Annotated in this window: 25 protein-coding genes; 4 read left to right on the top strand and 21 right to left on the bottom strand. The window is 29.2% G+C overall.

Annotation, left to right across the window (positions count from 1 at the left end; translation table 11 throughout):
- The 10 genes from CLCHR_RS12830 to pdxR all read right to left on the bottom strand — a co-directional run bounded on the left by CLCHR_RS12830 (position 1) and on the right by pdxR (position 10,714).
- Positions 1-2,028 (bottom strand): ABC transporter permease, encoded by a 2,028-nt coding sequence (locus CLCHR_RS12830; protein WP_079440201.1) that lies wholly within the window; start codon positions 2,026-2,028, stop codon positions 1-3.
- Positions 2,018-2,785, bottom strand: a complete 768-nt coding sequence (locus CLCHR_RS12825) for an ABC transporter ATP-binding protein (RefSeq protein WP_079440200.1) — start codon at positions 2,783-2,785, stop codon at positions 2,018-2,020. Before CLCHR_RS12825 ends, CLCHR_RS12830 begins: the two co-directional genes overlap by 11 nt.
- Before the next feature lie 243 nt (positions 2,786-3,028).
- Positions 3,029-3,745: a cell wall-binding protein gene (locus CLCHR_RS12820; RefSeq protein WP_079440199.1), complete on the bottom strand. Its 717-nt coding sequence runs from the start codon at positions 3,743-3,745 to the stop codon at positions 3,029-3,031.
- An 89-nt stretch (positions 3,746-3,834) separates the two neighbouring features.
- Positions 3,835-4,848 carry a sensor histidine kinase gene (locus tag CLCHR_RS12815; RefSeq protein ID WP_079440198.1) on the bottom strand — a complete coding sequence of 338 codons (1,014 nt, stop codon included), beginning with the start codon at positions 4,846-4,848 and terminating at the stop codon, positions 3,835-3,837.
- Complete coding sequence (locus CLCHR_RS12810; RefSeq protein ID WP_079440197.1) at positions 4,845-5,516, bottom strand: response regulator transcription factor; 672 nt, start codon at positions 5,514-5,516, stop codon at positions 4,845-4,847. The genes CLCHR_RS12815 and CLCHR_RS12810 overlap by 4 nt, the downstream gene beginning before the upstream one ends.
- Positions 5,517-5,551: 35 nt before the next feature.
- Positions 5,552-6,478, bottom strand: coding sequence for a DMT family transporter (locus CLCHR_RS12805; RefSeq protein ID WP_079440196.1), 927 nt, complete (start codon positions 6,476-6,478; stop codon positions 5,552-5,554).
- 128 nt (positions 6,479-6,606) lie between these two features.
- Entirely contained in the window at positions 6,607-7,401 is a 795-nt protein-coding gene (locus CLCHR_RS12800; RefSeq protein ID WP_079440195.1) for an AraC family transcriptional regulator, read from the bottom strand.
- 646 nt (positions 7,402-8,047) lie between these two features.
- Entirely contained in the window at positions 8,048-8,839 is a 792-nt protein-coding gene (locus CLCHR_RS12795; RefSeq protein ID WP_079440194.1) for a carboxymuconolactone decarboxylase family protein, read from the bottom strand.
- Positions 8,817-9,206 (bottom strand): MerR family transcriptional regulator, encoded by a 390-nt coding sequence (locus tag CLCHR_RS12790; protein WP_079440193.1) that lies wholly within the window; start codon positions 9,204-9,206, stop codon positions 8,817-8,819. Before CLCHR_RS12790 ends, CLCHR_RS12795 begins: the two co-directional genes overlap by 23 nt.
- 98 nt (positions 9,207-9,304) lie before the next feature.
- Positions 9,305-10,714, bottom strand: coding sequence for a MocR-like pyridoxine biosynthesis transcription factor PdxR (gene pdxR / locus CLCHR_RS12785; protein ID WP_079440192.1), 1,410 nt, complete (start codon positions 10,712-10,714; stop codon positions 9,305-9,307).
- A 131-nt stretch (positions 10,715-10,845) separates the two neighbouring features.
- On the opposite strand from pdxR, the gene CLCHR_RS12780 reads away from it, so the two are divergent.
- Together CLCHR_RS12780 and CLCHR_RS12775 are read left to right on the top strand one after the other, a co-directional pair.
- The gene (locus CLCHR_RS12780; RefSeq protein WP_160357988.1) at positions 10,846-11,757 is read left to right on the top strand and encodes a DMT family transporter; all 912 of its coding nucleotides are present in this window, start codon (positions 10,846-10,848) and stop codon (positions 11,755-11,757) included.
- A 131-nt stretch (positions 11,758-11,888) separates the two neighbouring features.
- Complete coding sequence (locus CLCHR_RS12775) at positions 11,889-12,524, top strand: glycosyltransferase (RefSeq protein WP_079440190.1); 636 nt, start codon at positions 11,889-11,891, stop codon at positions 12,522-12,524.
- 167 nt (positions 12,525-12,691) lie between these two features.
- Here the strand turns inward: CLCHR_RS12775 and CLCHR_RS12770 are convergent, their stop codons facing one another.
- The 9 genes from CLCHR_RS12770 to CLCHR_RS12730 form a co-directional block, all read right to left on the bottom strand.
- The gene (locus CLCHR_RS12770) at positions 12,692-13,324 is read right to left on the bottom strand and encodes an amino acid ABC transporter permease (RefSeq protein ID WP_079440189.1); all 633 of its coding nucleotides are present in this window, start codon (positions 13,322-13,324) and stop codon (positions 12,692-12,694) included.
- A 2-nt stretch (positions 13,325-13,326) separates the two neighbouring features.
- Positions 13,327-14,055 carry an amino acid ABC transporter permease gene (locus tag CLCHR_RS12765; RefSeq protein WP_079440188.1) on the bottom strand — a complete coding sequence of 243 codons (729 nt, stop codon included), beginning with the start codon at positions 14,053-14,055 and terminating at the stop codon, positions 13,327-13,329.
- Positions 14,055-14,873 carry a transporter substrate-binding domain-containing protein gene (locus CLCHR_RS12760; RefSeq protein ID WP_079440187.1) on the bottom strand — a complete coding sequence of 273 codons (819 nt, stop codon included), beginning with the start codon at positions 14,871-14,873 and terminating at the stop codon, positions 14,055-14,057. The genes CLCHR_RS12765 and CLCHR_RS12760 overlap by 1 nt, the downstream gene beginning before the upstream one ends.
- A 53-nt stretch (positions 14,874-14,926) precedes the next feature.
- Positions 14,927-15,649 carry an amino acid ABC transporter ATP-binding protein gene (locus CLCHR_RS12755; RefSeq protein WP_079440186.1) on the bottom strand — a complete coding sequence of 241 codons (723 nt, stop codon included), beginning with the start codon at positions 15,647-15,649 and terminating at the stop codon, positions 14,927-14,929.
- Positions 15,650-15,669: 20 nt separating this feature from the next.
- The gene (locus tag CLCHR_RS12750; RefSeq protein ID WP_079440185.1) at positions 15,670-17,343 is read right to left on the bottom strand and encodes an acetolactate synthase large subunit; all 1,674 of its coding nucleotides are present in this window, start codon (positions 17,341-17,343) and stop codon (positions 15,670-15,672) included.
- A gap of 240 nt (positions 17,344-17,583) precedes the next feature.
- Positions 17,584-18,474: a response regulator gene (locus tag CLCHR_RS12745; protein WP_079440184.1), complete on the bottom strand. Its 891-nt coding sequence runs from the start codon at positions 18,472-18,474 to the stop codon at positions 17,584-17,586.
- A gap of 27 nt (positions 18,475-18,501) precedes the next feature.
- Positions 18,502-19,764: a sensor histidine kinase gene (locus CLCHR_RS12740; RefSeq protein ID WP_079440183.1), complete on the bottom strand. Its 1,263-nt coding sequence runs from the start codon at positions 19,762-19,764 to the stop codon at positions 18,502-18,504.
- Between the two features lie 138 nt (positions 19,765-19,902).
- Positions 19,903-20,223, bottom strand: a complete 321-nt coding sequence (locus CLCHR_RS12735) for an AzlD domain-containing protein (RefSeq protein WP_079440182.1) — start codon at positions 20,221-20,223, stop codon at positions 19,903-19,905.
- Positions 20,220-20,954 (bottom strand): AzlC family ABC transporter permease, encoded by a 735-nt coding sequence (locus CLCHR_RS12730; protein WP_079440181.1) that lies wholly within the window; start codon positions 20,952-20,954, stop codon positions 20,220-20,222. Before CLCHR_RS12730 ends, CLCHR_RS12735 begins: the two co-directional genes overlap by 4 nt.
- Positions 20,955-21,074: 120 nt before the next feature.
- Between CLCHR_RS12730 and CLCHR_RS12725 the strand changes: the two genes are divergently transcribed.
- Positions 21,075-21,626 (top strand): helix-turn-helix domain-containing protein, encoded by a 552-nt coding sequence (locus CLCHR_RS12725; RefSeq protein WP_079440180.1) that lies wholly within the window; start codon positions 21,075-21,077, stop codon positions 21,624-21,626.
- Here CLCHR_RS12725 and CLCHR_RS12720 read toward each other — a convergent pair.
- Positions 21,607-23,175, bottom strand: a complete 1,569-nt coding sequence (locus CLCHR_RS12720; protein WP_079440179.1) for a bifunctional lysylphosphatidylglycerol flippase/synthetase MprF — start codon at positions 23,173-23,175, stop codon at positions 21,607-21,609. The genes CLCHR_RS12725 and CLCHR_RS12720 overlap by 20 nt on opposite strands.
- Before the next feature lie 237 nt (positions 23,176-23,412).
- Here CLCHR_RS12720 and CLCHR_RS12715 point away from each other — a divergent pair, with 237 nt between their 5' ends.
- Positions 23,413-24,048 (top strand): VTT domain-containing protein, encoded by a 636-nt coding sequence (locus tag CLCHR_RS12715; protein WP_139376237.1) that lies wholly within the window; start codon positions 23,413-23,415, stop codon positions 24,046-24,048.
- 173 nt (positions 24,049-24,221) lie between these two features.
- Here CLCHR_RS12715 and CLCHR_RS12710 read toward each other — a convergent pair whose 3' ends face one another.
- Complete coding sequence (locus CLCHR_RS12710) at positions 24,222-25,136, bottom strand: AEC family transporter (protein ID WP_079440177.1); 915 nt, start codon at positions 25,134-25,136, stop codon at positions 24,222-24,224.
- Positions 25,137-25,672 lie beyond the last annotated feature (536 nt).

Genomic DNA, 25,672 nt, shown 5'->3' with positions numbered 1-25,672 from the left:
TTAATTATATTCACTATCAGTTATATTTCTATATGATACATATGTTGCATATAAATATCCACCATATACAACAACCATCATTAAGGCCGTTATAATAATTGGTTCAAGCTTATTTCCAGCACCTAGTGCAACTAAATATTGATTCACTACTTTGATCCCAACATATGAGTGAACTATCGAAAGTGCTAATGGTAAGATAAAGAATATAGACACTTGCTTAAAAATACTTCTATTAATCATACTTCTTGTTGCACCAATTTTTCTTAATGATCTATACCTTTCTAACGAATCATTACATTGCGATAATTGCTGAATTGCAAGAACTGCTGCACTTGATAATAAGAATACAATTCCCATATAAATAGCTATAAACAATATCATTGCAGATAATCCTCTGCTCATATCATATGCCATTTCTCTAGTACATCCATGAATTATAAAGTTTAAGTTTTTATACGCAGAATTATTATCAAATGCAAAATTACTTAAAATAGCGGTCAACTCTTTTTTAGATTCTTCTCTATTATCACCGACAAAATTCAAGTTAATTGTTTCATCAGATACTTCTAATCCTTTTACTAAATCATCTGGTACTATTAAATTAAATATGTTATCACTTGTAGGCGATGTTGTTAGAGCTTCCGTTTCTATTTCTCCGTCTTTTATTTTATATTCTTTGTCCGCTATATTTATTGTCTTTTCTTTTTCAACAAATGATTTAAGTATGCCTTTTAGCGGCTCATAGTTTGAAGATACAATTATTTCATTATATTGCAAATTCACACTTGGCTTTCCTTTTAATTTTCTTATGTCATTATATTCTGACAGCTTAATCATATTAGTTTTCTCAAATACTTTTAAGTTTATGATTTGTTTATCCTCATTAGTTGTGGCATATTCATCTAATAAATTTTTAGTGCTCATATTATATTGATATTGCTCAAATATAACATACTCAGCGTTACCTTCTAAATTATAATCTAACTGTTTCAAGGCGTCCATTATTGAGACTTTCTTATTATTATCATCAACTGCTTGAAACGATGCATCAAATGGAGTTTGATTTTTTAATGTACCTTCTAAAGAATTCTTTACTCCTAATCCAGTTGATAATGTCCCTATAGTAACAAATAGCATTAAACAAATTATAGTCATAGAAATGAAATTAGTATTAAACTTACTTGAGATTTGTCTTATACTAAAAATATTCAATCCATTTAGATATAAGCTTTTATTCCTTTGAAGCAGCAGAAACATAACTGAAGCTATTCCATAAAAGAAAAATGCTGTACCTACGATTCCAAGTACTATTGAGGCTTTAAATCTGGTATCATAAAAATCTAAGCCCGCAAGATTAACCAAGTAATATGCGTATCCTAAAATAGCTAATGATAAAATCAACATAGTTGCTGCAATATAAGTATTTCTTATTTTTACTCTTTCATTTTTTCTGTCTGCGCATATTAAATCAATTAATTTATATCTTGAAACAATGATTACATTAAATATCATAACTAATAGATACATTATTCCAAAATATAAAATGGTTTTAAGTATCGCACTCGTAGAGATAACAAAACTATATTTAGTCATTTGTATAGCAAAAAGTTTCGCTGTAAATATTGAAAGTATTTGGGCAAATAACATTCCAAGTAATAATCCTGCAATTAACGATATTATCCCAATAAATAAAGTTTCAAAAAATAATATCTTTGACATTTTCCTTTTTCCCATGCCTAAAACCATATAAATGCCAAACTCTTTTTTTCTCTTACTAATCAAAAATTTAGTAGCATATATTATTAACCCACCTAATATGACTGAAACTCCAACTGATATAACAGAAATAAGCCTTTCCATAGTTTTAACATACTCAGTTTGTCCTGCGTTCATATCTGCCATTACAGATTGAGATCCAATTGAATTAAAACTATAAAATATACATACTGCAAAAGTTAAAGTTAAAAAGTAGATAGTATAATCCTTAAAACTTTTTTTAACATTATTTAAGGCTATTTTAAAATACATCTTTTGAGTCACCTCCAAGAAGTGTAACAATATCTATTATCTTGTTAAAAAATTCTTTTCTTGAATCTTCGCCTCTTACAATTTCGTTAAAAATTTTACCGTCCTTTATAAATAATATTCTATGAGCATAACTTGCTGTAAAAGCATCATGAGTTACCATCAAAATGGTTGCATCCAACTCGTGATTTAATCTTTCAATAGAATTTAGTAATAATTTTGCTGATTTAGAATCTAATGCACCAGTAGGTTCATCTGCTAAAATTAATTTAGGGTTATTAACTATTGCTCTCGCCGCAGCTACTCTTTGTTTTTGCCCTCCTGACATTTGATATGGATATTTATTTAACACATCCAATATATCTAAACTCTTAGATGATTTCTTAACCAGTTCATCAACTTCATTTCCCTTTTTTCCCGCTATAGTTAATGCTAATGCTATATTTTCATATGCAGTCAATGTATCTAATAAATTAAAATCTTGAAATATAAAGCCTAACTTATCTCTTCTGAATTTTTCTAATTTTTTATTCTTTAACCTCGTGATATCATCTTCATCAATTACAATAGCTCCAGTTGTAATTTTATCTATAGTAGATATACAATTTAAAAGGGTCGTCTTACCACTACCTGAAGGGCCCATTATTCCTACAAATTCTCCCTTCTCAACCTTGAAACTTATATTATCAAGCGCCTTTGTCACATTCTCTTTATTTCCATAATATTTTTCTACATTCTGTACATTTAAAATATTTTCCATAATGCTCCTCCTAATTGGTTAATTAATAAGCAGATATAATCCAATTTTATTATCTTCTTATTTGCTCCATGAATATATTTTAAAACTAACTGTATCTATTTCATATTGAAGTACCTTTCAACTAACTTACAATTTTGTAAGTTAATTTTCCTAACTCAAAGTATATCAAATAATCTATTACTAGACATAATAAAAGAGTAAGGACTTATACTCTTCCCTTACTCTGCTTGTAATCTCTACATTTTATATCATAGGTCTAACTTCTCTAGTAGTCTTATTTACATAATACCAGCTATTAGATTCATAATAGTATCCCTTATCATCATAGCAATGAACCAAATACGATTCTCCATCATCAGAATCTACTTTAATTATTTGTGGGATATATTTATAACCTTTTGAAAGATAATCCTTTATCACCTGGACAGCTTGCTCTTCAGTGAAAATATTAAATACTTCATGAGTTGCAAGGTTTGTAAGATTACCATTCTTCATTTCATATACGTTGCCAGTTAATACGTGATAATAGAACTGTCTAGTGCCCCCGTTATTCTTACTTATGAAACACATAAATATATTTCCATCGATATTATTCGTCCATTTATAGGTTATTTCTTCATTTACATATTGCTTTATTTTCTCATAAATATTATTCAATTCTTGTGGATAGTTCGATGTTGTTTTAGAATGGACCATATCACCATCAGCACTTAAATAATACCACTTATTGTATTGAGTGTCGTAAAACCATCCTCTCTTCATGGTCCCATCTTCTGGGTTAAAATAATACCACCTATTATCTATTTCCTGCCATCCTGTTACATATCCATAATCCCCAATATATTTCCATTGATAATTATCTTCCTCCCATAATGCATAAGCATTGGTTGAAACGCAGCTTGCAGTAATTACTGCTGCAAATAATATTAAACAAATAAATTTCCTGCTCATCCGATACATTCTAAAATTCCTCCCTAAATCTAATATCCCAGTATATAGGCCTCAACTTAATAAATTAACTTTATATTCAAAAACAAATGTATTAAATATTACCGTATATTTGTAAAGTCACCAATCGGAAAAATTACATTAACTCTGGTTCCCTCACCTTTAACTGAACTTAGATTTATTCCAATACTCAATTTATCACTAAGCTTTTTACACAAATAAAGTCCTATTCCTGTAGATTTTCCATACTTTCTCCCATTTTCCCCTGTAAATCCTTTATCAAAAACTCTATTAACATCACTTTGTGGAATCCCTATTCCATTATCCTCAATAGCCAATATTAAGTTATCTTTTCCAAGTGTTGTACTTACTCTTACCATTGCATTTTCACTTCTACTATATTTTATAGAATTAATTATAATTTGGTTTATAATAAATTTCACCCATTTAATATCTGTAATAACTGTCCCTGATACTTTTTCAATATCAACAGATATCTTTTTGTTTATAAAATCGCGTCTATTATTTCTAATGGCCTCTTTAACTGCTTCTTTTATCTCAAATTCCCTTACTATATAATCATTATTGACATCTGTGCTTCTAGAATAATATAGAGCTTGATTTATGTATTCTTCAATCTTTCTAATTTCATCTCCTAGAGCATTTTTCTCTTTACCTTCACTGTTTTCAATAATCAATTTAGAAGAAGATATTGGTGTTTTGATTTCATGAACCCAAGTTTCAATATACTCTCTATATTCGTTTTGAAGATGCTTATAAAAATTAACGTGCTCATGCATATTTCTATTACAATCACTCAAAACTTCATAAATAATTTTTCCTTCATAATAATTAGGAGATCTTATGACTTCCGGTAAAAGGTATTTTTTATCTAACTTATCAAGGATTCCAATAATATCATCATAAAATTTCTTCTTAGCAAAAAAATCAATCAGAATATATATGATTAATGGACAAAACCAAATAAGAAAAATCACAAACATTATTACACTTGGTGTTTTTACTACACTCATTATAACCAACGTTAATAGGTATATTATCAGATTCATTATGAGATATGGAACTTTTGAAGCAAAATAGTCTTTTATTTTCATAATAGTATATATCCGAGTCCTCTCTTTGTTTCTATTCCATCGTTAAAACCTATTTCACATAATTTCTTTCTAAGCCTAGTCACATTTACGGATAAGGTATTATCATCAACGTAAAGATCTGAATTCCACAAATAATCCATTAAGTCTTCTCTACTCACTATACCTCCCTTGTTTTTTAGCAAACAGAGTAGTATCTTTAACTCATTTTTAGTAAGGTCAATGTTATTTCCATTAAAACTCACACTTCCGTTAGTAACATTCAGTTTTAATCCTTTATGTTCGACTATTTCTTGGATTGAATTATTGCCAGAAACACGCCTTAATACGGCTGCTATTCTGGCAAGTAATATTTGAGTATTATATGGTTTTGTTATAAAATCATCCGCTCCAAGATTCATACTCATAATTTCATCCATCTCACTATCTCTGCTCGTTACAATTATTATAGGTATATCTTTTTCTTTTCTAATTTCCCTGCATATATAATATCCATCATAGTAAGGAAGATTTATATCAAGTAAAATCAAATTAGGTTCGTCATCTAAGGCTATCTTTACTATATTTTCATAATCGCTTGGTGAATAAGCATCGTATCCATAACGTGTTAAAAATTCAATAAGTTCTTTTTTCATATTTTCATTATCTTCTACTATCATAATTTTAGACATATGAATTATTCTCCCTTTTTATACAAATGCAAATCTTAAGATCCGCTTATATTATCGGCTTTATTAATTTTGAAGTTAAGTATATTATTCCCCCATTTACCCTGGCTTACATAAACACCACAAAATATTAACATTCCTCCAAGTATCATTAATCCGCTGATTTTTTCACCCAAAACAATGCTAGATGATATCATTGTGATTATCGGCACAAAATATATATAATTTGTAGTTTTTACTGCTCCTATAACCTTTACCGCTTTATTCCACATTAGAAAACAAAGTACTGATGCAAATATTGAAAGAAACAATAAATTCAAAATAATATCTGTCCTCAAATTTGGCACCTTTGTTATATTAACCTTTGTGATAAATAAAATAGGCAGCATAGTTATAACACCATAAAAGAATGTCTTTTTCACTATTAAAAGCTGATCATATTTATTATCTACCTTTTTTATTAAAACTGAATATATAGAAAATAAAATTGCAGAAATTATTGCCATAAAATCTCCCCTTGGGTTTAATCTTAATACTTTTCCATTATATATAACAATAGATATTCCTATAAATGCTATAATAAATCCAAATAACATATTAACTGTGAATTTTTCATTATTAAATATAAAATGAGAGATTAATGCTGTAAAAATAGGTATAGAAGAAGATATAAGACCAACATTTGATGCATACGTATATTTTAGTGCTAAATTTTCAGTCCAATAGTATAAAGATATTCCACTAGCTCCTAGAAGAACAAATAGCATTTCCTCTTTTAACGGTAGAAATTTAAAATTTTTAGGACAAATAACAATTAAAATAAGAAATGCTATAAAAAAGCGATAAGCCAAAATTTCTTCTGGCGAAAGCTCGGTTAACAATATTTTAGTTGAAATAAAAGTTGTCCCCCAGATAAGTATAGTCAAAATAGCCATTAAATTTGCAAAAATAATCTTACTTTTCATTTATAATTACTCCTTTAGCTTTTTAATTAATTACCTATTAGAGTAATTAATTATTATTTAGTCCTGCTATGAACCTAAGTAATTATAAATTTAATTTTAAAATTAGTATTGTAAAAAATTGAACCGACTTAGATATTTCTTTTATATATCATTGGTGTTACCCCAGTATACTCCTTAAAATTCTTTATAAAATGACTCTGATCATAAAAGCCACTTTCAATAGCTACACTAACAAAATCTTTATTAGTTTGTAATAATCTCTTAGCATGATTTATTCTCAAATTAGTTATATATTGATGTGGAGATAAACCATAATAATCATTAAATTTTCTGATTAAATAAAATTTACTTATATTTATTATATTAGACAAATCTTCAAGTCTTATATCCTCCAAATAGTTTAAGTCTACATATTCCTTAATCTTTCTAATATTTGAATTGATATTTTCTGATACATTTTCATCCAGATACAATTTGTCATTGTTGAGTAAAAGAGAAATGTAATTTAATAATTTTGATTCATTATCTATAGTACTATTTCCCTTTTCAATATCATCAATTAATTTAACTACATCTAAAAATATCTTTTCATTTATTTTCATATAATCAAATCCTATATCTTTACTATTAGTATTGAATCCTGATTTAAACCATTCTGTATTAATATATAACATTTTAAAATTCCAATTTTCATAGTTTTCTGGATTACATCTATGAGAAATATTGGGAGGTATTATTAGAAATGTATTCTTTGTAAGGTCGTAGATATTTCCTTCTATTTCAGTTTTAGAACTCCCACTTTCAATTAATCCTATAGAAACTTCTTCATGAAAGTGAGTCTTTGATGAATGTATAGCGTTATTACATCTTTTTATTTCAACATTTCTATTATTACTATTAAAAGAATATCGTATCCCAGTCATTTCTCTCCCCCAATATTACTCTTATTAAATCACTTATATAATATACTAATTATATACCATATTTACCAATTACATTTAGCATTTTCGTCGATTTATTCATAATCCTCCGAAATTATCATGCCCTTTAGGATGCAACAATATTTCTACTTTATGGCGGATTATAGCATAAGTCTAGGTTACGTGCTTGTTCATAGATATTCAAATTAGTATTCTACTTATAAATAAATATTTTTAAAATCTCGGTAAAACTTTTGTTACTATTTTCACTAAAAATTATAAATATTTTCATAGTTTTTCGGAATAAAAATATTTATAATTTCGGTAAGTTATATGTTAGATATCTATATAGATAAACAAATTAAGACTTAAACTTATACTTTGAAAAATATCTCAACTAGAAATAAGAAACATACTTTTGTGGAATGTTTCATTGGGAATTTTGATGGATGTAATTCTTAGGCTATAAGTTGTTCCAAATGTGCTAGTTCAGAGCTTGTTCTTTGAGGCTAGCACTTTGGGCACAACTTATAGCCTTAGAATTGCCCATAAAAATTCCCTAGAAACTGGAACAAACGTATGTTTCTTATTTCGTTGAGTTATATACATAAGTCTAAGTTATATGTTGTTTATCTATGATGGACTTATTTTATCTTTCATTCACAACTTCTTTTAAAGTATTTGCCCCATTTATTGCTGCTGGAAATCCCGCAAACACAGTCATCAAAAGCATGATTTCATTTACCTCATCTATTGTTAACCCAATATTCAGTCCTGAATTTATATGAAACTTCAATTGTGGTTTAGCATTTCCCAAGGCTGTTAACGCTGCAATTGTAGCAATCTGCCTATATCTTTTACTCAAATTATTTCTGCCAATAATATCTGCATAGCTATTTACTACAAGCTTAACTAAGTCTGGTGCAAAATCATTATACGCTTCTTCAAGAACTTTCACTTGATTACTATCTAATTCTGAGAGCTCCTTCACCCCAACTTCATACCTCTCTGATGGCAGTATTTCATTTGTAGGTTCGTCTCCAACAATATCATTCATACCTTCCATTTTTCGTTCATTAATCACGTCTTTTAATGCATTCATTGCATTTATAGATGTTGGAAAACCAGAATATCCTGACATTTGAATTATCACTTCTTTAATCTCATTAATTGTACACCCAACATTTAGAGCTCCATTTATATGAACTTTTAACTGCGGCTGCGCATTTCCTAATGCTGTTAATGCTGCAACTACTGCAATTTCTTTTGACTTTAAATCAAGTCCATCTCTTGAATAAATATCACCAAAGCTGTACTCTATGATATATCTGCCCAAGTCAGGAGATATATCCTTCAAACCATTTTCTACCTCTTGACCAGCTTTTCCATCTATCTCAAGTAATTTTCTATATCCTCTTTCAAATCTGCTTTCCTCTTTCATTAATCTTTTCCTCCATTTCATTATAAATCTTGATTTTATTTTCTACATAGTCTTTTGCTTCCAATAATTTTTTAATTTCTCTATTTATTGATTCCAAATGATTTTCCATCATATTTTTTCTTTCTGAGATTGTATCATCTCCCATATGTCTTAATCTTGCATATTCTTTCATCTTGCTTATATTCATTCCAGTTTCCCTAAGTCTATTTATCACTTCAAGCCATTTCAAATCTTGTTCAGTATAAATTCTTTTTCCCGCTGAATTTCTTTTAATATCTTTAATTAATCCAATACTTTCGTAGTACCGTAAGGTGTGAGCTTTTAATTTGGTTATTTTCGATACCTCACTTATTTCAAATTCTAACATATACTTCCTCCTACAAAAAAAATAATATCACTTAAAGCGCGCTTTAAGTCAATGTGAAAACTCAAATTGGTTCAAATTTTTTAAATTAGTTAATATAACTAATTTCTATATATATCCTTCTTTAAAACCTTCCCAATCCTCATAATTCCTTTTTCTATTTCTTCAACACTCAAATGTCCATATCCTAAAATAATTTCATTTTGATGATATCCTTTATGTATTGCATAACTTTCAACTGGATATACTTTCACTCTTTCTCTTGTAATTTTATTCAATACTTCTTCTGTAAAAGTTATATCTTCGAACTCAACCACCAAATGCAAACCAGCTGCTTGTCCTTTTATGATATACTTGTTAGGAAAATTAACATCTAAATTTTTAATTAATTCCTGTCGTTTCTTACTATATTCTTTTCTCATTTTCCATATATGCTTTTCTAACTTTCCTTCGCTTATAAACTTTGCCAAAACAAGCTGTGAAATAGATTCAGTATGTACATCTGTGTACATTTTTAAATTCCTATATCTGTGTAATAATTCTTTAGGTAATAACATATAACCTAATCTCAATGCTGGAGCCAAAATCTTACTAAAAGATCCAATATATATTACTCTATTTGGCTCCAATTCATAGAGTGAACTTATTGGTTGCCCCTCATAGCGAAACTCACTATCATAATCGTCCTCAATAATATAACAATTATTCTTTTCTGCAAATTTAACAAGTTCTATACGTCTCTGTATTGGCATAACTCCACCTAATGGAAATTGATGAGATGGTGTTACATATATGAATTCGACTTTGCCTGTTGGATTTATCATATCCGTTTTTAATCCTTTATCATCAACTGGAACAGCATTTATTGAATATCCACAAGATAAAATAACATTTAATAGCCCATAATGAATAGGGTCCTCTGTAACAACTTCAGAATTAGGATTATATAGAATTTTTGCTATCAAAGATAGTCCTTGTGTAGAACCTGAAGTAATCACTATTTGTTCCGGACTACACTGTATTCCTCTTGTTCTAAATAAGTACTCTGAAAGTTCTTGTCTTAATTCCATTACGCCTTCAGGACTGCAATATCTAAATATTGAATATGAACTATTAGTACAGATTTTATTAAATAAATTTCCCCATTCCCTTCTAGGAAACATACCTAATTCTGGTATTCCAGATCGAAAATCAATTATATTATTGTCATATTCTTTTAAAATCTTGCTTGAAATAACTTGATTTTTCTTTATTGTCTCTCTTTTAAAATAAGTGCCTTTTGAAACAACTGTACCTGACCCATGCCTACTTTCAATATAACCTTCGGCCATAAGCTGTTCATAAGCTTCCAAAATAACATTTCTAGATATTTTTAAATCTTCTGAAAGCCACCTTGTTGATGGTAGCTTACTTCCCTCAACTAATTTACCTTGCAATATAAGTAATTTTATTTGTCCATAAATCTGTCTTATAAGTGATACATCACTATTTTTATATATACTTAACCACATTACTTAATCATCTCCTAATAAAAGTGGTACTAGAAAAAACCATATTAAGTGGAACTACATAAACCACTTTATAGGTGCTACTATTATAAAATAAATACTATAAACTTACAATGATAGAAGGAGAATCCAAAATGAAAAATAAATTTAGTGCTTATCTAGAACTAACATTAGCAATGTTTATTGCTGGCAGCTCAGTTGTAGTAAGTAAATTATTAGTTCAAACCTTGCCTATTTTCTTAACATCAGAATTAAGCCTTATAACAGCATTGATTGTATTAATACCTTTGACTTTCAGAATAAAAAAAGAGCTCCCTAAAATTGATAAGAGAACAATGCTTATGTTATTTTTTCAATCCACTACCGGAGTTTTCTTATTTAGAATTCTGCTTTTTTTCGGATTAAAATTCACCTCTGCATCTGAAAGTGGCTTAATAACAAGCACTTCACCAGCTATAATTGGGATATTAGCCTTCTTTATATTAAAAGAAAAGCTATATTTAAATAGAATCTTAGGAATTGTATTTGTTGTCTTTGGAATCTTATTAATAAATATTTATAGCTTATTCATATTACCTTCAAGTAATGTAAATTTTATTAAAGGAACTCTGTTAGTTTTTTTAGCGGTATTATGCGAAGCTCTTTTCTCTATATTGAGTAAGAAAAATGACATTCAAATTCCACCAATATACCGAACAACCATAATTACAATATTTTCAACCTTATGTTTCATTCCCTTTGCTCTACATGATCTTCTATCCTTTGATTTTACTAACTTAAATACTACAATATACCTATCAATAGGATATAACGGAGTATTTGTTTCTGTAATTTCTTATATATTGTGGTTCAAAGGAATTAGAAAAGTGGATGCGAATAATGCTGCTGTATTTTCAGGAGTTATGCCAATCAGCTGTATTTTGCTCTCTAGTATAGTATTAAGAGAAAAAATATTACCTATCCATATTATTAGTCTAATCTTTATCCTCCTAGGAATTTATTTTTCTTGTTCTAATATTCTAAGTGGAGCTACAACCAGAAGATAGATTATAAAAATGCATGGATATTAGTTTTACTTATTTTCCCTTGCTTAAAGCTTCTTTTCTATTACTAGTATATTATTAAAACATTAGGAAAAAATGAAATCAGTATTATCGCAAAGGAGTGTTAAATTATAATGAAAAAATTCTTTTCTACTTTTATACTATTTATTTTACTTAATACACTAATAACACCGATAGAGGTATATAGCATTGATAATAAAAATATCCTGACCACTTCTTCAGTCACTTTAAAATCAGATGAAAGAAAACTCTGGATTGATCATGTTTTATGGACTAGGAATTTTATTATTAGCGATTTATCTTCTCTTCCCGATGAAGATTTTATATTACAAAGATTACTTAAAAATCAAGATGACATTGGAAATTCAATTAGCCCATACTACGGTGAAGAAGCAGGAAATAAGCTTTCTGAGCTTTTAAGGGAACATATTTCAATTGCAGGTCAAGTTGTTGACGCAGCTAAAAACAACAAAAAGGCTGAATTAGATAAGTATAATACATTATGGTACAAAAATGCTGATGAAATCGCTGACTTTTTATCAAAAGCAAATCCTAACCTACAAAACACTGAATTAAAAAACATGTTACATAAACATTTAGAATTAGTTACAGATCAAGCCGTAGCCAGAATAAATAAACTCTGGCCTGCAGATATTGAGGCTTATGATACAGGTGAGAATCACATGATTCATTTTTCTGATATAATTTCAGACGCAATTATAAAACAATTCCCTGAAAAATTCAGATAATTAGTGAGATAGATATACACTATGTAACTTAGATGGAAGAGTAGAACTTTAATGAGGAATCTGTCTAATATCATATTGTATAAATATTTAAATCGAGTAGAAGTTAAACCATTCGCTTTAACTCTACTCGATTTTCATATAATAAATATTCTAGTTCTTGCTTAATCTTAGTACTCGGTCCTAATTGTTCTAACACAACATGATATTGCAAAATTCATAATAAAATACGTTGCGGCTATAGCTCCAAATAATAAGAATATCTGAAATGATGAAACAAAACTTCCCATAAGAATCATACCTTTTCCTGTAAATTCCTCAATACCCACTGCCCATAAGAAAGAGGTGTCTTTTATTACAGTAACCGATTGAGACAAAAATGTTGGAATACATCTCCTAAAGCTTTGAGGCAAAATTATATATCTCAAAGTCTGAAATTTTGAAAATCCTTGAGAATAAGCTGCCTCATATTGCCCTGTACTAACAGAATTCATTCCCCCCCTAAATATTTCCGCCATAACAGCAGAAGTAAACAATGTAAAAGATAAAATCCCTGAATACATAGGCTTTATTGGAACTAAAAACCTGATAGCTAATATCCATAATAAGTTTGGTGTATTTCTATAAATTTCTATATATATTGTTGCAATTTTTCCTAAAATTCCTTTTGAATAATTTCTTAACACTGCAAGAATTGTTCCAAAAAACATACTTAGAATAATTGATATAAAAGCTATTGTTAAAGTCAATTTTATTCCCTGTAAAAGAAATTCTATATTTGCTTGATTAAATACACTTGACATTATTATAGCCCCCCTTCTGCAGCAACAGTTTGAGTCTTTATAGAATCCTCAATATTAATTGATATTTTTCTCTTTTCTTTTAATTCAAGTTTTCTTGATAATACTGCTAATGGGTAACAAAGTATAAAGTAAAGAACCCCAGTTATAACATATGCAGGACCATAATACATATTTGAACTTGACCACGAGTCTGCTCTATACATTAAGTCCCCACCTGCTATCATTGCTAATACAGAAGTATTTTTTATTAGATTTACCAATTGATTTGCAAGTGGTGGTATTATTATCTTTACTGTCTGAGGCAAAATTATATATCTCATGGTTTTAGTATGAGAAAATCCTTGTGACTTCGCTGCTTCAAATTGACCTTTGGGTATTGACGTAATACCTGTTCTCACAACTTCTGCTATATATGCCCCATGGTAAACTCCAACTCCAAGTACTCCAATTAAAAATACTGGTAAGACAATCTTTATATAAGGAAGTCCGTTGAATAAAAAGAATATTTGAATTACTAGCGGTGTATTTTGAATTATCTCTACATATATCCTGCTTATAACTTTAAAAATCTTAATTTTGCTTGTAGAAAGAACTCCAAATATAATTCCTAATACTAATGCAAGAGTAAGTCCTAATATTGAAACTTCAAGTGTTGTTATAAATCCCTCAAAAAATACGCTAAAGTCTTTAAAAACGGCCTCCCATTTAAATAGTGAAAAAGGACTATTCATTATTTAATTTCCCACTTTTTAATTAATTTATCTATTTCACCTGAAGTCTTCATTTCACTTACTACTTCATTTATTACTTTAGCAAGTTCAGTATTGTCTTTTTTACTTGCAATACCATATTCTTGAGGATTATATCTATCATTTAATATTACTGTTGAATCATCAACATATCCATTTAAAATAGCTGCATCAACTGCAAAGCAATCTACTCTGCCTGAATCAAGTGCTGCTTTAATTTCAGGGTAGCCACCAAGTTCTGAGAATTTAAGAGTAATCCCTTGCTTACTTGCCTCTTCTTCTAATGCCTTCTTGGTTGTTGCACTTTGTGCTACTCCAATGGTTTTTCCATCTAGATCTTTTAGAGATGATGCACCAAGACTCTTTTTAACAAGCAATCCGATACCATCCTTCATATATGGATCAGAGAAATTATAGCTCTTTTTTCTTTCATCTGTTATTGTAAAAGTAGCTGCAACCATATCGATTTCTCCATTATCAAGAAGTGGGCCTCTTGTTTTAGCTGTTACCCCTTGAAACTCAACTTTACTTTCATCCCCTAATATTTTCTTTGCCACTGCTTTTGATAGATCAATTTCAAATCCCTCTATTTGTCCAGTCTGAGGATTTTTGTAACCATATTTAGGTACATCAACTTTTACTCCAACTTTTAATACACCTCTATCTTTTATAGCTTGTATTTCTTTTGCTTCAACAGTATTGCTACCTGTTGCGCTGCTTGAAGTAGATGCAGAACTACATCCTGCCATCATTACACATATACCTAATCCTAATGCTAAAAATACTTTTCTTAATTTCATATATTTTTCCCCCTATTTTCTATATTTTTATTTGATTTTTTTTGAATTGCGCTTTATCTTATGACCTTATTTAAAAATGCCTTAGTTCTTTCATTCTTTGGACTCGAGAAAAATTCTTCTGGTGGAGCTTCTTCAATTATTTGGCCTCCATCCATGAAAATAACTCTGTCTGCAACCTGTTTTGCAAATCCCATTTCATGAGTTACAACAACCATTGTTATATTTTCCTTAGATAATCCAACTAAAACATCTAATACTTCCTGAATCATTTCTGGGTCTAATGCCGATGTTGGTTCATCAAATAACATTATTTTAGGATGCATATTAAGAGCCCTTGCAATAGCTACTCTTTGCTGTTGTCCACCAGATAATTGGTTTGGATAAGCATCTGCCTTCTCTTTTAAGCCTACTCGTTCTAAATACTTTAATCCTGATTCTTCTGCTTCTTTTTTACTTACATTTTGAAGTTTTATTGGAGCTAAAGTAAGATTTTCAAGCACAGTCATATGCGGATATAAATTAAACTGTTGAAAAACCATTGCAGTAGATTGCCTAACTTTAGCCAAATCTTTTTTTAGGCTTAAATCGTACTCATCTATTGTTACTTTTCCAGACGTAGGTTCTTCTAAATAATTCATACATCTAATAAGAGTAGATTTTCCTGAACCACTTGGTCCTATTACTACTAATTTTTCTCCTTCTTTAACTAATAAATTTACATTTTTCAAAACATGAACATCGCCAAAATTCTTAACTATATTCTCTAACTTAATCATTTATTACCCCCCTCTGATTTTTATCCTTTATAAATTTTCTTTAATTGTTCAGTTAATCTTAAATTCTCATCATAATCAACAGGACAATCTATGATAACAGGAACTGTTTGCTTAAAAGCTTCCTCTAAAGTTGGAATTAAGTCTTCTGCCTTTTCTATTCTGTATCCTTTAGCATTCATTCCTTCCGCTAATTTAACAAAGTCTGGATTTGTAAACTCCACATAACAGCTCTTTCCATATTGTTCTTCCTGCTTCCACTTAATAAGACCATAATTATTATCATTGAATACAAGCGTCACAAATGGAGTTCCGATTCTAATAGCAGTCTCAATCTCTTGGGAATTCATCATAAAGCCGCCATCCCCAGTAATTGTTAATACTTTTTTATCTGGATTTATTAATTTTGCTGCGATTGCTCCTGGTACACCTATTCCCATTGTGGCAAAACCATTAGATATTATACACGTGTTGGGTTTGTAACAATTATAGTGACGTGCAATCCACATTTTATGTGCTCCCACATCTGAAACTATAATATCATCTGGTCCCATAACCTTTCTTACATCATTTAAGATCTTTTGTGGCTTCATAGGAAATGATAAATCACCCGAATAACTTTCATGCTCTTTTTCTATTTCTTCCTTTATCCCTAGTGCACATACAGGTTCATTCTTTCTTGAGGTCCTTAGAGCAACTTTTAATAATGAATCTGAAATATCACCAACAACTTCAACCTTGGGTTGATACAATTTGTTAATATGAGCTTGACTACTATCAATGTGTATGATTTCTATGCTCCCATTTGGATTCCACTTTGCTGGAGCATATTCAACAATGTCATAACCAACTGCAATAACAAGATCAGCATTTTCAATTACCTTATTTACATAATCTTTTTGCGGAATACCAATAGTAGATATAAAATAAGGATTATTACAAGGAATAATTCCCTTTGACATCATTGTTACGATAACTGGAATTTTTAAATCTGTAGCAAATTTAGTTAATGCTTCACTTGCTTGAGCTCTTACAGCACTGCTTCCAGCAAGTATTACAGGATTCTTAGCTTTAAATATTTCAGCTGCTGCCTCTTCAATTGTTTCAAGTTCAGCAAACTCTTTAGGCTGCACTTTTTTTAATAAAGGTTTTTCGCATGAATCAACAGGCATCTTAGCTATATTTACAGGCAAGTCTATATGACAGGCTCCAGGCTTTTCGCTTTCAGCATACTTAAATGCAATTCTTACAATTTCATTTACTGTATTAGGTCGTACTATCATCTTTGTCTTCTTCGTAATTGGTTCAAACATTTTACATAAGTCTAGAAACTGATGAGAAGTAATATGCATCCTCTCTGTTCCTACTTGTCCAGTAATAGCAACAAGTGGTGCTCCATCACTGTGTGCATCCGCAACTCCTGTTACTAAATTTGTTGCTCCCGGCCCTAGTGTAGCTAGACAAACTCCTGCCTTACCGGTTAACCTGCCATATATATCAGCCATGAATGCTGCTCCTTGTTCATGTCTGGTAGTAATGAATTCAATGGTCGAATCATATATTGCATTCATAACTTCAAGATTTTCTTCTCCTGGAATACCAAATATATATTTAACCCCCTCTTCTTCTAGGCATTTAACTAGCAATTGAGCTGTATTTAAACTTACTTGTCCTAATTCATTACTCTTACCATCCATAGTTCATATCTCCATTTCAAAAAATATTCTTACTTAAACTTTTATGCAATAAAAAAAGAGCCTTGGCATGTATACCAAAGCTCCATCGCTTTTTCTTAAATCTTGAACTGATTATATAATTTAATATAAATATAGTCAATGGATTTTAACATTCTGTGTTTTCTGTAGTTTTTTGAAGTTTATATCTTTATACACATTCAATAAAATAACAAATCCACTTTCCAGCATATTTTCATTTTCCTAATTTAAAATTTTAATTAACACACCTTCAATAAATTTTTTAGTATTTATCTTACCTTGATTAAATGATGACTGCTTTAAATGTTTCATTTCTTGTTTTACTTGCTTTATCTCAAAAAGAGAAGATGAATATTCTTTATAAATATTATTATCCACATCTTCAATCCCCAAGCTAGCTACAGAAGTCATTGCCTTAGTAATAGTTCTTCTAATCCGCTGTTCCATTGCTTTAAAATTTATAACTGCCAGTGTATCACCATATAATTCTTTAGCAACTTCCATATAGATTTCTTTAAGCTGATAGGATTTAGATGGATTCAGTTTCTTTTTATTAATTATATGTAATATTACAAGCCTCAATTCCTCTACTCCAGCGCTGCCAATAATATTTATATCTGAAAATATACGTGCTAGTTTATCCTCCGCAGAAAGATTATCTGCTGCATTTTTAATTTCCTTATGCTTCGCAATGTTTTCCGGAAATATTACACTTTTAATCATTAACATGGATTTCTCTAACTCAACTTGTTTTTTCACATTATTAATAACACTGATGGTTTCAATCATATTAATAGGTTTATTGATGTAAAAAATTATTCCACTTTTATAAGCATTTGAAATCATTTCTCCTTCTTCAACTTGAGATAACATTATAATTTTGCCAGTATAACCATTGTCAAAAGTCCTTTTTACAATTTCTATTCCATCTACCTCAGGCAGTAACAAATCTATTAAGACAATATCTGGATTTAATTTTAAAATAGCCTCTTTTGCCTCTCTTCCCGTTGTAAGTATTGATATGACCTTGCCTAAATTGTTCTTCTTAATTGCTTGTTCCAAAATCTTGCATATTGCTATGTCATCATCAATAATGACAAATGTTGTTTCCATAAATAGCCCCCCTTATTATGAAAATTTCTATAGACTAGTTAGCGGTATACTAACTGTAAATTTAGTTCCTTTTCTTGTATCACTATTAACTTCTATTATCCCTTGTAAATCATCTAGTAGATTTTTAACATGGCATAATCCTATTCCTGTAGACATTGCACCAGTATTCTCATCAAATTTAGTGGAAAAACCAATATTAAATATGTATGGTAATATATCTTCTTCCACGCCTGTCCCATCATCTGAAACACTAATTAATAATATTTTTTCTGAAATCTCCCCAGTCACATTAATTGTATTATTTTCTTTACATGCTTCAATCGCATTAATAATTAGATTGTTTAAAATAGCAAATATATCATAATACCTTTTAATAGAATAATCATTTTCCACTTTAAATTTTATATAAATTTGAGCGTTAATATTATCTATTAATCTCTTAGTACTATCTGATATTATAGAAAAAATTTCTGAAATAGTCATGTATTCTGCTTTCTCAACATTTTTTACTAGCTCGTTGATTCCCCTAAGCACACGATCATTATTTTTACGAATCTCATGCGCATTTTGTGCAATAGCTAATGCCTTAGTTGAAAATTCTGATTTACTTTTATTCATTTCATACAAGTAATATGCTTCCTTCATCACATTGTTTAAATCATCTGTGGATTTTTGCAAATAGAAGGCTTCCGCGTATATTTTAGAAACCATCAAGTTTAATTCGGCATAACGCTTTTGATGTTCTGACTTTTTAATATATAACTTCTGGTAATTGTATATTAGAAATGCAGTACATTGAATAAATGCCCGAATAAGTCCTGTAACAATAATTACTTTTAGTGTTGATACCGAAAACATATTTCTAACTAATATTTCTATAATATTGCAGGCTACATCAAAACATACTAATGCCATATATAAACGTATTATAGATTCATTTTTCTTACTCAGTGAAAATATAGTTCCAAATATTCCATAAAAGATATAAAAAATAGCTGCTGGAGCAAATTGTAGTATAATATCATTTGAATAATTATGTGAAGATATTAGTAAACCCATGCCTCTTATAAATGCAGTTAAAATTCCAGCTGTAACCCCTACTATAAATGGATATATATTTTCAGTTACAGCAAATACAAAACCAATTACGACAACTCCAATTCCTAAAACAAATTTACTGTTAAATGGATATATGTATATCTGTGCGAAAATACTAATTACAATAGAAAATAATATGCTATTTTTTAGGCAAACCTTAGTTCTTGATGTTAACTTCATTTTATCTTTCATTATACTTTTCCTTTTAACTCTAACATACTCATTATTATCCTTAATTTTACTTATAGATGATGATACACTGATATAATTATCAAGTCAATAAAAAAAGGCATATTCATCTCTGATATGCCTTTAATTTATTGATTATTTCTAAAATACAAACCTTAAAATTGCTATTGATACTACGCCAACAACCACTGTTAATAATAAATTATTCTTTTTCATAGCAACTAATATTGTTGGAATTGCTGCTAATAATTCTAAAGAGTTATCTTGAAATGTAAATTTATTATTTACTGTAAAAAGCTCCACAGCTATTAATGAAGCTAATATTGATATTGGAATATATGTTAAAAATTCTTCTACTTTTTTATTTAGTTTTACCTTTGATAATATAGTAATTGGTAATACTCTCGGAAGTACAGTTACAATGCACCCTCCTATAATTACACTCCATACATAGAAATTCACTCTTTAATCACCACCCCAATTAATGCCCCAATAATTGCTGATATAATAACGCCAATACTAGTAGAAACAAGTATGCTACTTATTATCAAAACTATTGAACTGGTAACAACTATTATACCAGCCTTTTTAATCTTTAAATTCCCCTTTATAGCTATAATCAATAAGCCTATAAACATCGCAGTTAATGCAAAATCTAATCCAAAAACTTTATAATCTGGTATAAACCCTCCAATAAAAACTCCAATACCTGTAGCTAAAATCCAATTGATATATGCTGTAATATTTAAGCCTGCCATCCAAAAGTTATTAATCTTCTTTTTCTTATAACCCTCGACAGATGCAACAACAAAAGTTTCATCCGTTAATAGTGTGCCTATAAAAAGATTTTTTAGAAACGAATTATTCTTAAAGTATGGAGCAATTGCCGCACTCATAAACAAATGTCTAAAGTTAACAAAGAAAATAGTGAATATTATACTTGGTACAGATGCCACTGATAAAATCATACTTGATGCTATAAACTGAGATGATCCTCCATAAACAAACGCACTCATACCCATTGCTTCCCAAATTGTCAATCCACAAGATTTACCCAAAACTCCGCAAGCAATTCCTAAACTTATGTACCCAAAAATAGTCGGAATACAATCTTTTATTCCTTGAATAAAGTACCTTAAATTACTTTCCCCCTCTTTTTCTAACGGATTATCTGGTATTTTCCCCAATTCCATAAAATGCCCCCTTGATAATTTATATATAAAATCGTAAGATATATTATATAAATAGTACGTTATATCTTATCATATGTTATATCTTACTTTTGTACTTTATATTTGTCAAGGAGTGAAAATATGAATTTAAATAATATTATTGCTAGTAATCTAAAAAGACTAAGGACTGAAAGGCAGCTAAGCCTAGGAAAACTTTCTGAGATATGCGGTGTTAGTAAAGTAATGCTTGGACAAATTGAGCGAGGTGAATCTAATCCAACCATAAACACAATATGGAAGATTGCTAGTGGATTAAAAATCCCATATACTTCTCTTATTGATGAACCAATAAAAACAGATATTTTAATAAAAAAAGAAGATTCCACTAAACAAGAATCTCCTGATAAAAAATATAGAGTTTACTGTCATTTTACTAGTAATGTAAATAGAAACTTTGAACTTTTCACTGTAGAGTTAGATGGAAATAGTTCCTATGAATCTAATTCCCATGGTGAAAAGACTCAAGAATATATAATACTTTACAGGGGGCAATTGTCATTAACTGTTGACAACACAAATTATATTTTAAATCCTGGAGATTCCATAGTATTTGATTCTTCTAAGCCCCATTCTTATTCTAATTTGAGTGATGATATGGTTCAAATGGCTTTAATTAATTACTATTTGGTTTAAGAACTGCTAATAATCTTTCAAATAAAAGCCTTCTTATCCCTTGGGGGTGCTTTGCCTTTATCATAGCATACCCTATAGATAAAATAGATGCCTCAGCTGAAAATGCTATAAATTTTGATTCCCAAACTGATGGATTATACTTCTTCTTATAATCATATAGCGCCTTAAATCCATAAAATGAATTCATATATTTATACATGAATTTAAAAAACTTATAGACAGTAATTCCCTCTATACTATGACTACTTTGAATATCTGCCAACGGAGCTAGTCCTAAACTAACTTCTTTAACTTCATCTTCTTTTAAAACTTTACATATTTCTATAGTTAGTTTTTCCATAATTCCGAGTGGAGCATCTTTGCTTCTTCTTGTTATATCAATAAAATATCCTTTGTGTGATTCATATGGAAAGCATACTATAAATCCTAATAGCTCCCCCTCTGGATTTGATGCTATAAAATACCTTCTATCGAAAGGTTTGTCCAAAGATATAGTCCCTAACATAAAAGAAAGTTCACTACTTTTCTTCATTGTTAACCACTCATTAGAAACATTAACTATCTGCTCTTCAATTTTCTGATTTCTTTCAATAAGAGGTTTATATTCGGTTACTTTAATACCTAACTTATCCATCTTATTGTTTGCCCATCTAATTTTTGAAGTCTTAGAACCACTTATGGTATAGGTATCTAAATGAATAATAGCTTCTTTTCCATATTCTTGCACTATAAAATCAGCATTCTTCAGAACATTAATATACTTTTCAGAAACTTGGCAAAAGCATATCGATAATGAATTATCTGAGCAAAAACTTTTGAATTCTAGTAAAATATTATTCATATCCTTATCGCTGCATATAGGCTCTCCAGCTACAATTGCTATATTGTTAATTACAGTATAACCTATAACGCCTTCACAAAATTCAGGAAAGAAATACTGCTTGTCATCTTCTAAAATAATGGCCGATACAGGATTTGTTGCAAATTTTCTTAGCATCTCTTGAACTTTAAGCTTATCCTCATATGAATGCGCTTCTTTGAAAGTATTTGGCTCTAAAATTAGTTTTATAATTACCAATAATACACTTAAATTTACAAGTACATTTATATGATTAAAAATATTTATTGAGGTTAAGCTCACAATAGCATTAATAAACACTAAAAGGCATGATAATATAATCCCCACCTTTAATTTTACTGGGTTAGCTTTTGCTTTAAACCAGTTATTTTGAATTACTAAAGATAATAGTATGTAACTTAATAAAAATACATTAAACTCAAAATATACAATCTCAAAGAAATTGGATATGATAAATAATGATATAATAAATACACTAATAACCAAGGCGGCTCTCAATCTTTGCAATAAACCTTTTATGAGAAATAAAAAGCACACTCCTAACAAAAAACAATTTAATATATATATATAATTAAAGCTCGATGATTTACCAAAATTGTCAGCAGAATTTAGTAAATCTAATATTTCTTTTATAATTAAAGTAAACATTAATATAATAAAAGAAACAATATGGTATTTTTTATATTTCATAGTCCCTCCCAAAAATAATCTTTTGAAAAATATATAGTCCTCATTAAATTTTATCTAAAAATAGTATAGACCACATAGTAGAATATCAGTAAACTATCCTGTATAATCTATATTATATTGTATGTTCATATATAATGACAATATAAATTATAATTCTACATTTTCCTTATCTTGTTTATGACTACTTATATTTTTGAATTAAATCACTAAAGTAAAATAAAAAGGAGTTCTATGATAATGTTTTTTTACAGTTTACCCCTTTCACTATCTATTGATACTTTTCTAACAGAATTCGTAAGAAATTACAATAATTATACTTACCTGTTTTTGTCTACTATTGTATTTTGTGAAACTGGCCTATTTATGGCACCTTTTCTTCCTGAAGAATCACTATTATTTGTTACAGGAACTTTAGCGTCAAAAGGAGCATTAGACATTGAAAAAATAACTTTTATATTAGTCATCTCAAATATTATAGGAGAATGCGTAAATTACTATATTGGAAAACGCTTTGGGACAAAAATTTTTAAAAACAATAATTCTATAATCTTTAATAAAAAGCATATAGAAAAAGCTCAAACCTTTTATGATACTTATGGAGGTAAAACAATAATTATTGCTAAGTTTATTCCCCTAGTACGAACTTTCATACCTTTTATTGCTGGCACAGCTGGTGTACAATTTAGCAACTTTATAATATACAACATGATAGGTAGCATCCCTTGGGTAGCTTTATTTATTATTGGCGGTTATTTTTTCGGTAATATACCTATTGTTGCGAATAACTTTGAAATTGTGATTATATTAATTGTTTTAATTTCAATATCTCCAGCTATAATTACAACACTGTTAAAAAGAAGAAGAACAAACTAGTATATAATTATTTTTAATGCAATACAGACCAGAAAAAGAAGCGTATCTTTCTGGTCTGTATATATTTAAAATTGTAAATCTTATTCTATTAATTATTCATCTTATTAGGATAATTTCGTCTTAGACTTATCTTTATATATCCAATAATCCACTTCACTTAAACTTACTTTTTTTCACCAAACAATATTAGCAATGTATAAAATTATTGGTATTGTAACTAATGACAATAACGTGCTTAGTCCCACTAACTTTGCTCCGTATTCATAATCTCCACCATACATCTGAGAAAACATTGGTACAGTGAGCCCTACTGGTGTAGACATAGCTATCAATACTACTTTTTTTATTTCCGATAAAGATGAAGGTAAAAACTTAAATAATATAATCATTATTATTGGAATTATTATCAATTTTACAGATGCAACAAAATAAGCATGTCCATCGTTAAATAGCGTAATAATTTTAGATCTTGCGATATACGTACCAAGCAAAATCATAGCTATAGGTGTATTAGTTTCCCCTACTAAATTAAATGCATCATATATAAGTTTTGGAATTTTTATTGGAGAAATAAAAACTAATAAACCGAGTGCTACAGCAATAATTCCTGGATTTAATAATACACTCTTTACCGTAACTAGATTCTTATTATTTGATACCATGTATATCCCATATGTATAACTTAATATATTAAAACAAACCAGGTATGCTGATAAGAAGAAAACTTTATCTATCCCCATTATACTGGTTACCAATGGTATCCCAATGAATCCTGCATTAGCAAATCCAATGGCAAATTTATCGATTCGTTGCTCTCTCTTAAAAATAATCCTTCCAATTAAAAATCCCAAAAGCATTGCAAATAAAGAAACTATAAAGGAAATCCCAAGCTCCTTTAATTTATCTATTGAAAATTCCATCTGATAACGAGTCAGCATTATTAGTGGATTAATCACCCAAACCAACAAATTCGATATTTGTTTAGCTCCTTCTTCATTAATTAATTCTTTTCTGTAGACAATAAATCCAATAGCCATTAATACATACATAATGCCTACTTGCCCAACTATTGTAGTAATAATCTCCATAACATTTTATCCTTTCGTAAAAAATTCCCTATACGTAAACAAAATATAGCCTAAACTTATGCAATAAATTCACCGAAAGTAGAAACATTGTTGTTTCGCAGGACTATGAAAATTTCGCTGAAAGAGCTAAATTGCAGGTTGCACCACTAATGCTTGCTCCCAATTGCATTGTGACAAGCATTAGTGGAACAACCTACAATTAAGCTCTTTTAACAGCTCATTTTCAAATGCCTGCTGCACAAAAATGTTTCTACTTTCTAGTATGTATTTATTGCAAAGTATAAGTTAAATTCATATTCTAGTTATCTATATTTATTTTACCACAAATTAGTGTACTTATTTCAAGCTATCGAATTATTTATAGGTATATTTTAAATTATAACCTAAGATTATTTTGATATATTAATGTATTGATTAACTTTTGATAGGCATGCATTCTATACATAAGTTCAAATTCTCATTACAGCTAAAAAAATTGACACATTCTTAAACTAAATTTGAATTGTCATGTATACATCAATTATTTTATTACATAG

This window comes from Clostridium chromiireducens, assembly GCF_002029255.1.
Taxonomy (GTDB): domain Bacteria; phylum Bacillota; class Clostridia; order Clostridiales; family Clostridiaceae; genus Clostridium; species Clostridium chromiireducens.
This window is presented reverse-complemented; position numbering and strand designations above follow the sequence as displayed.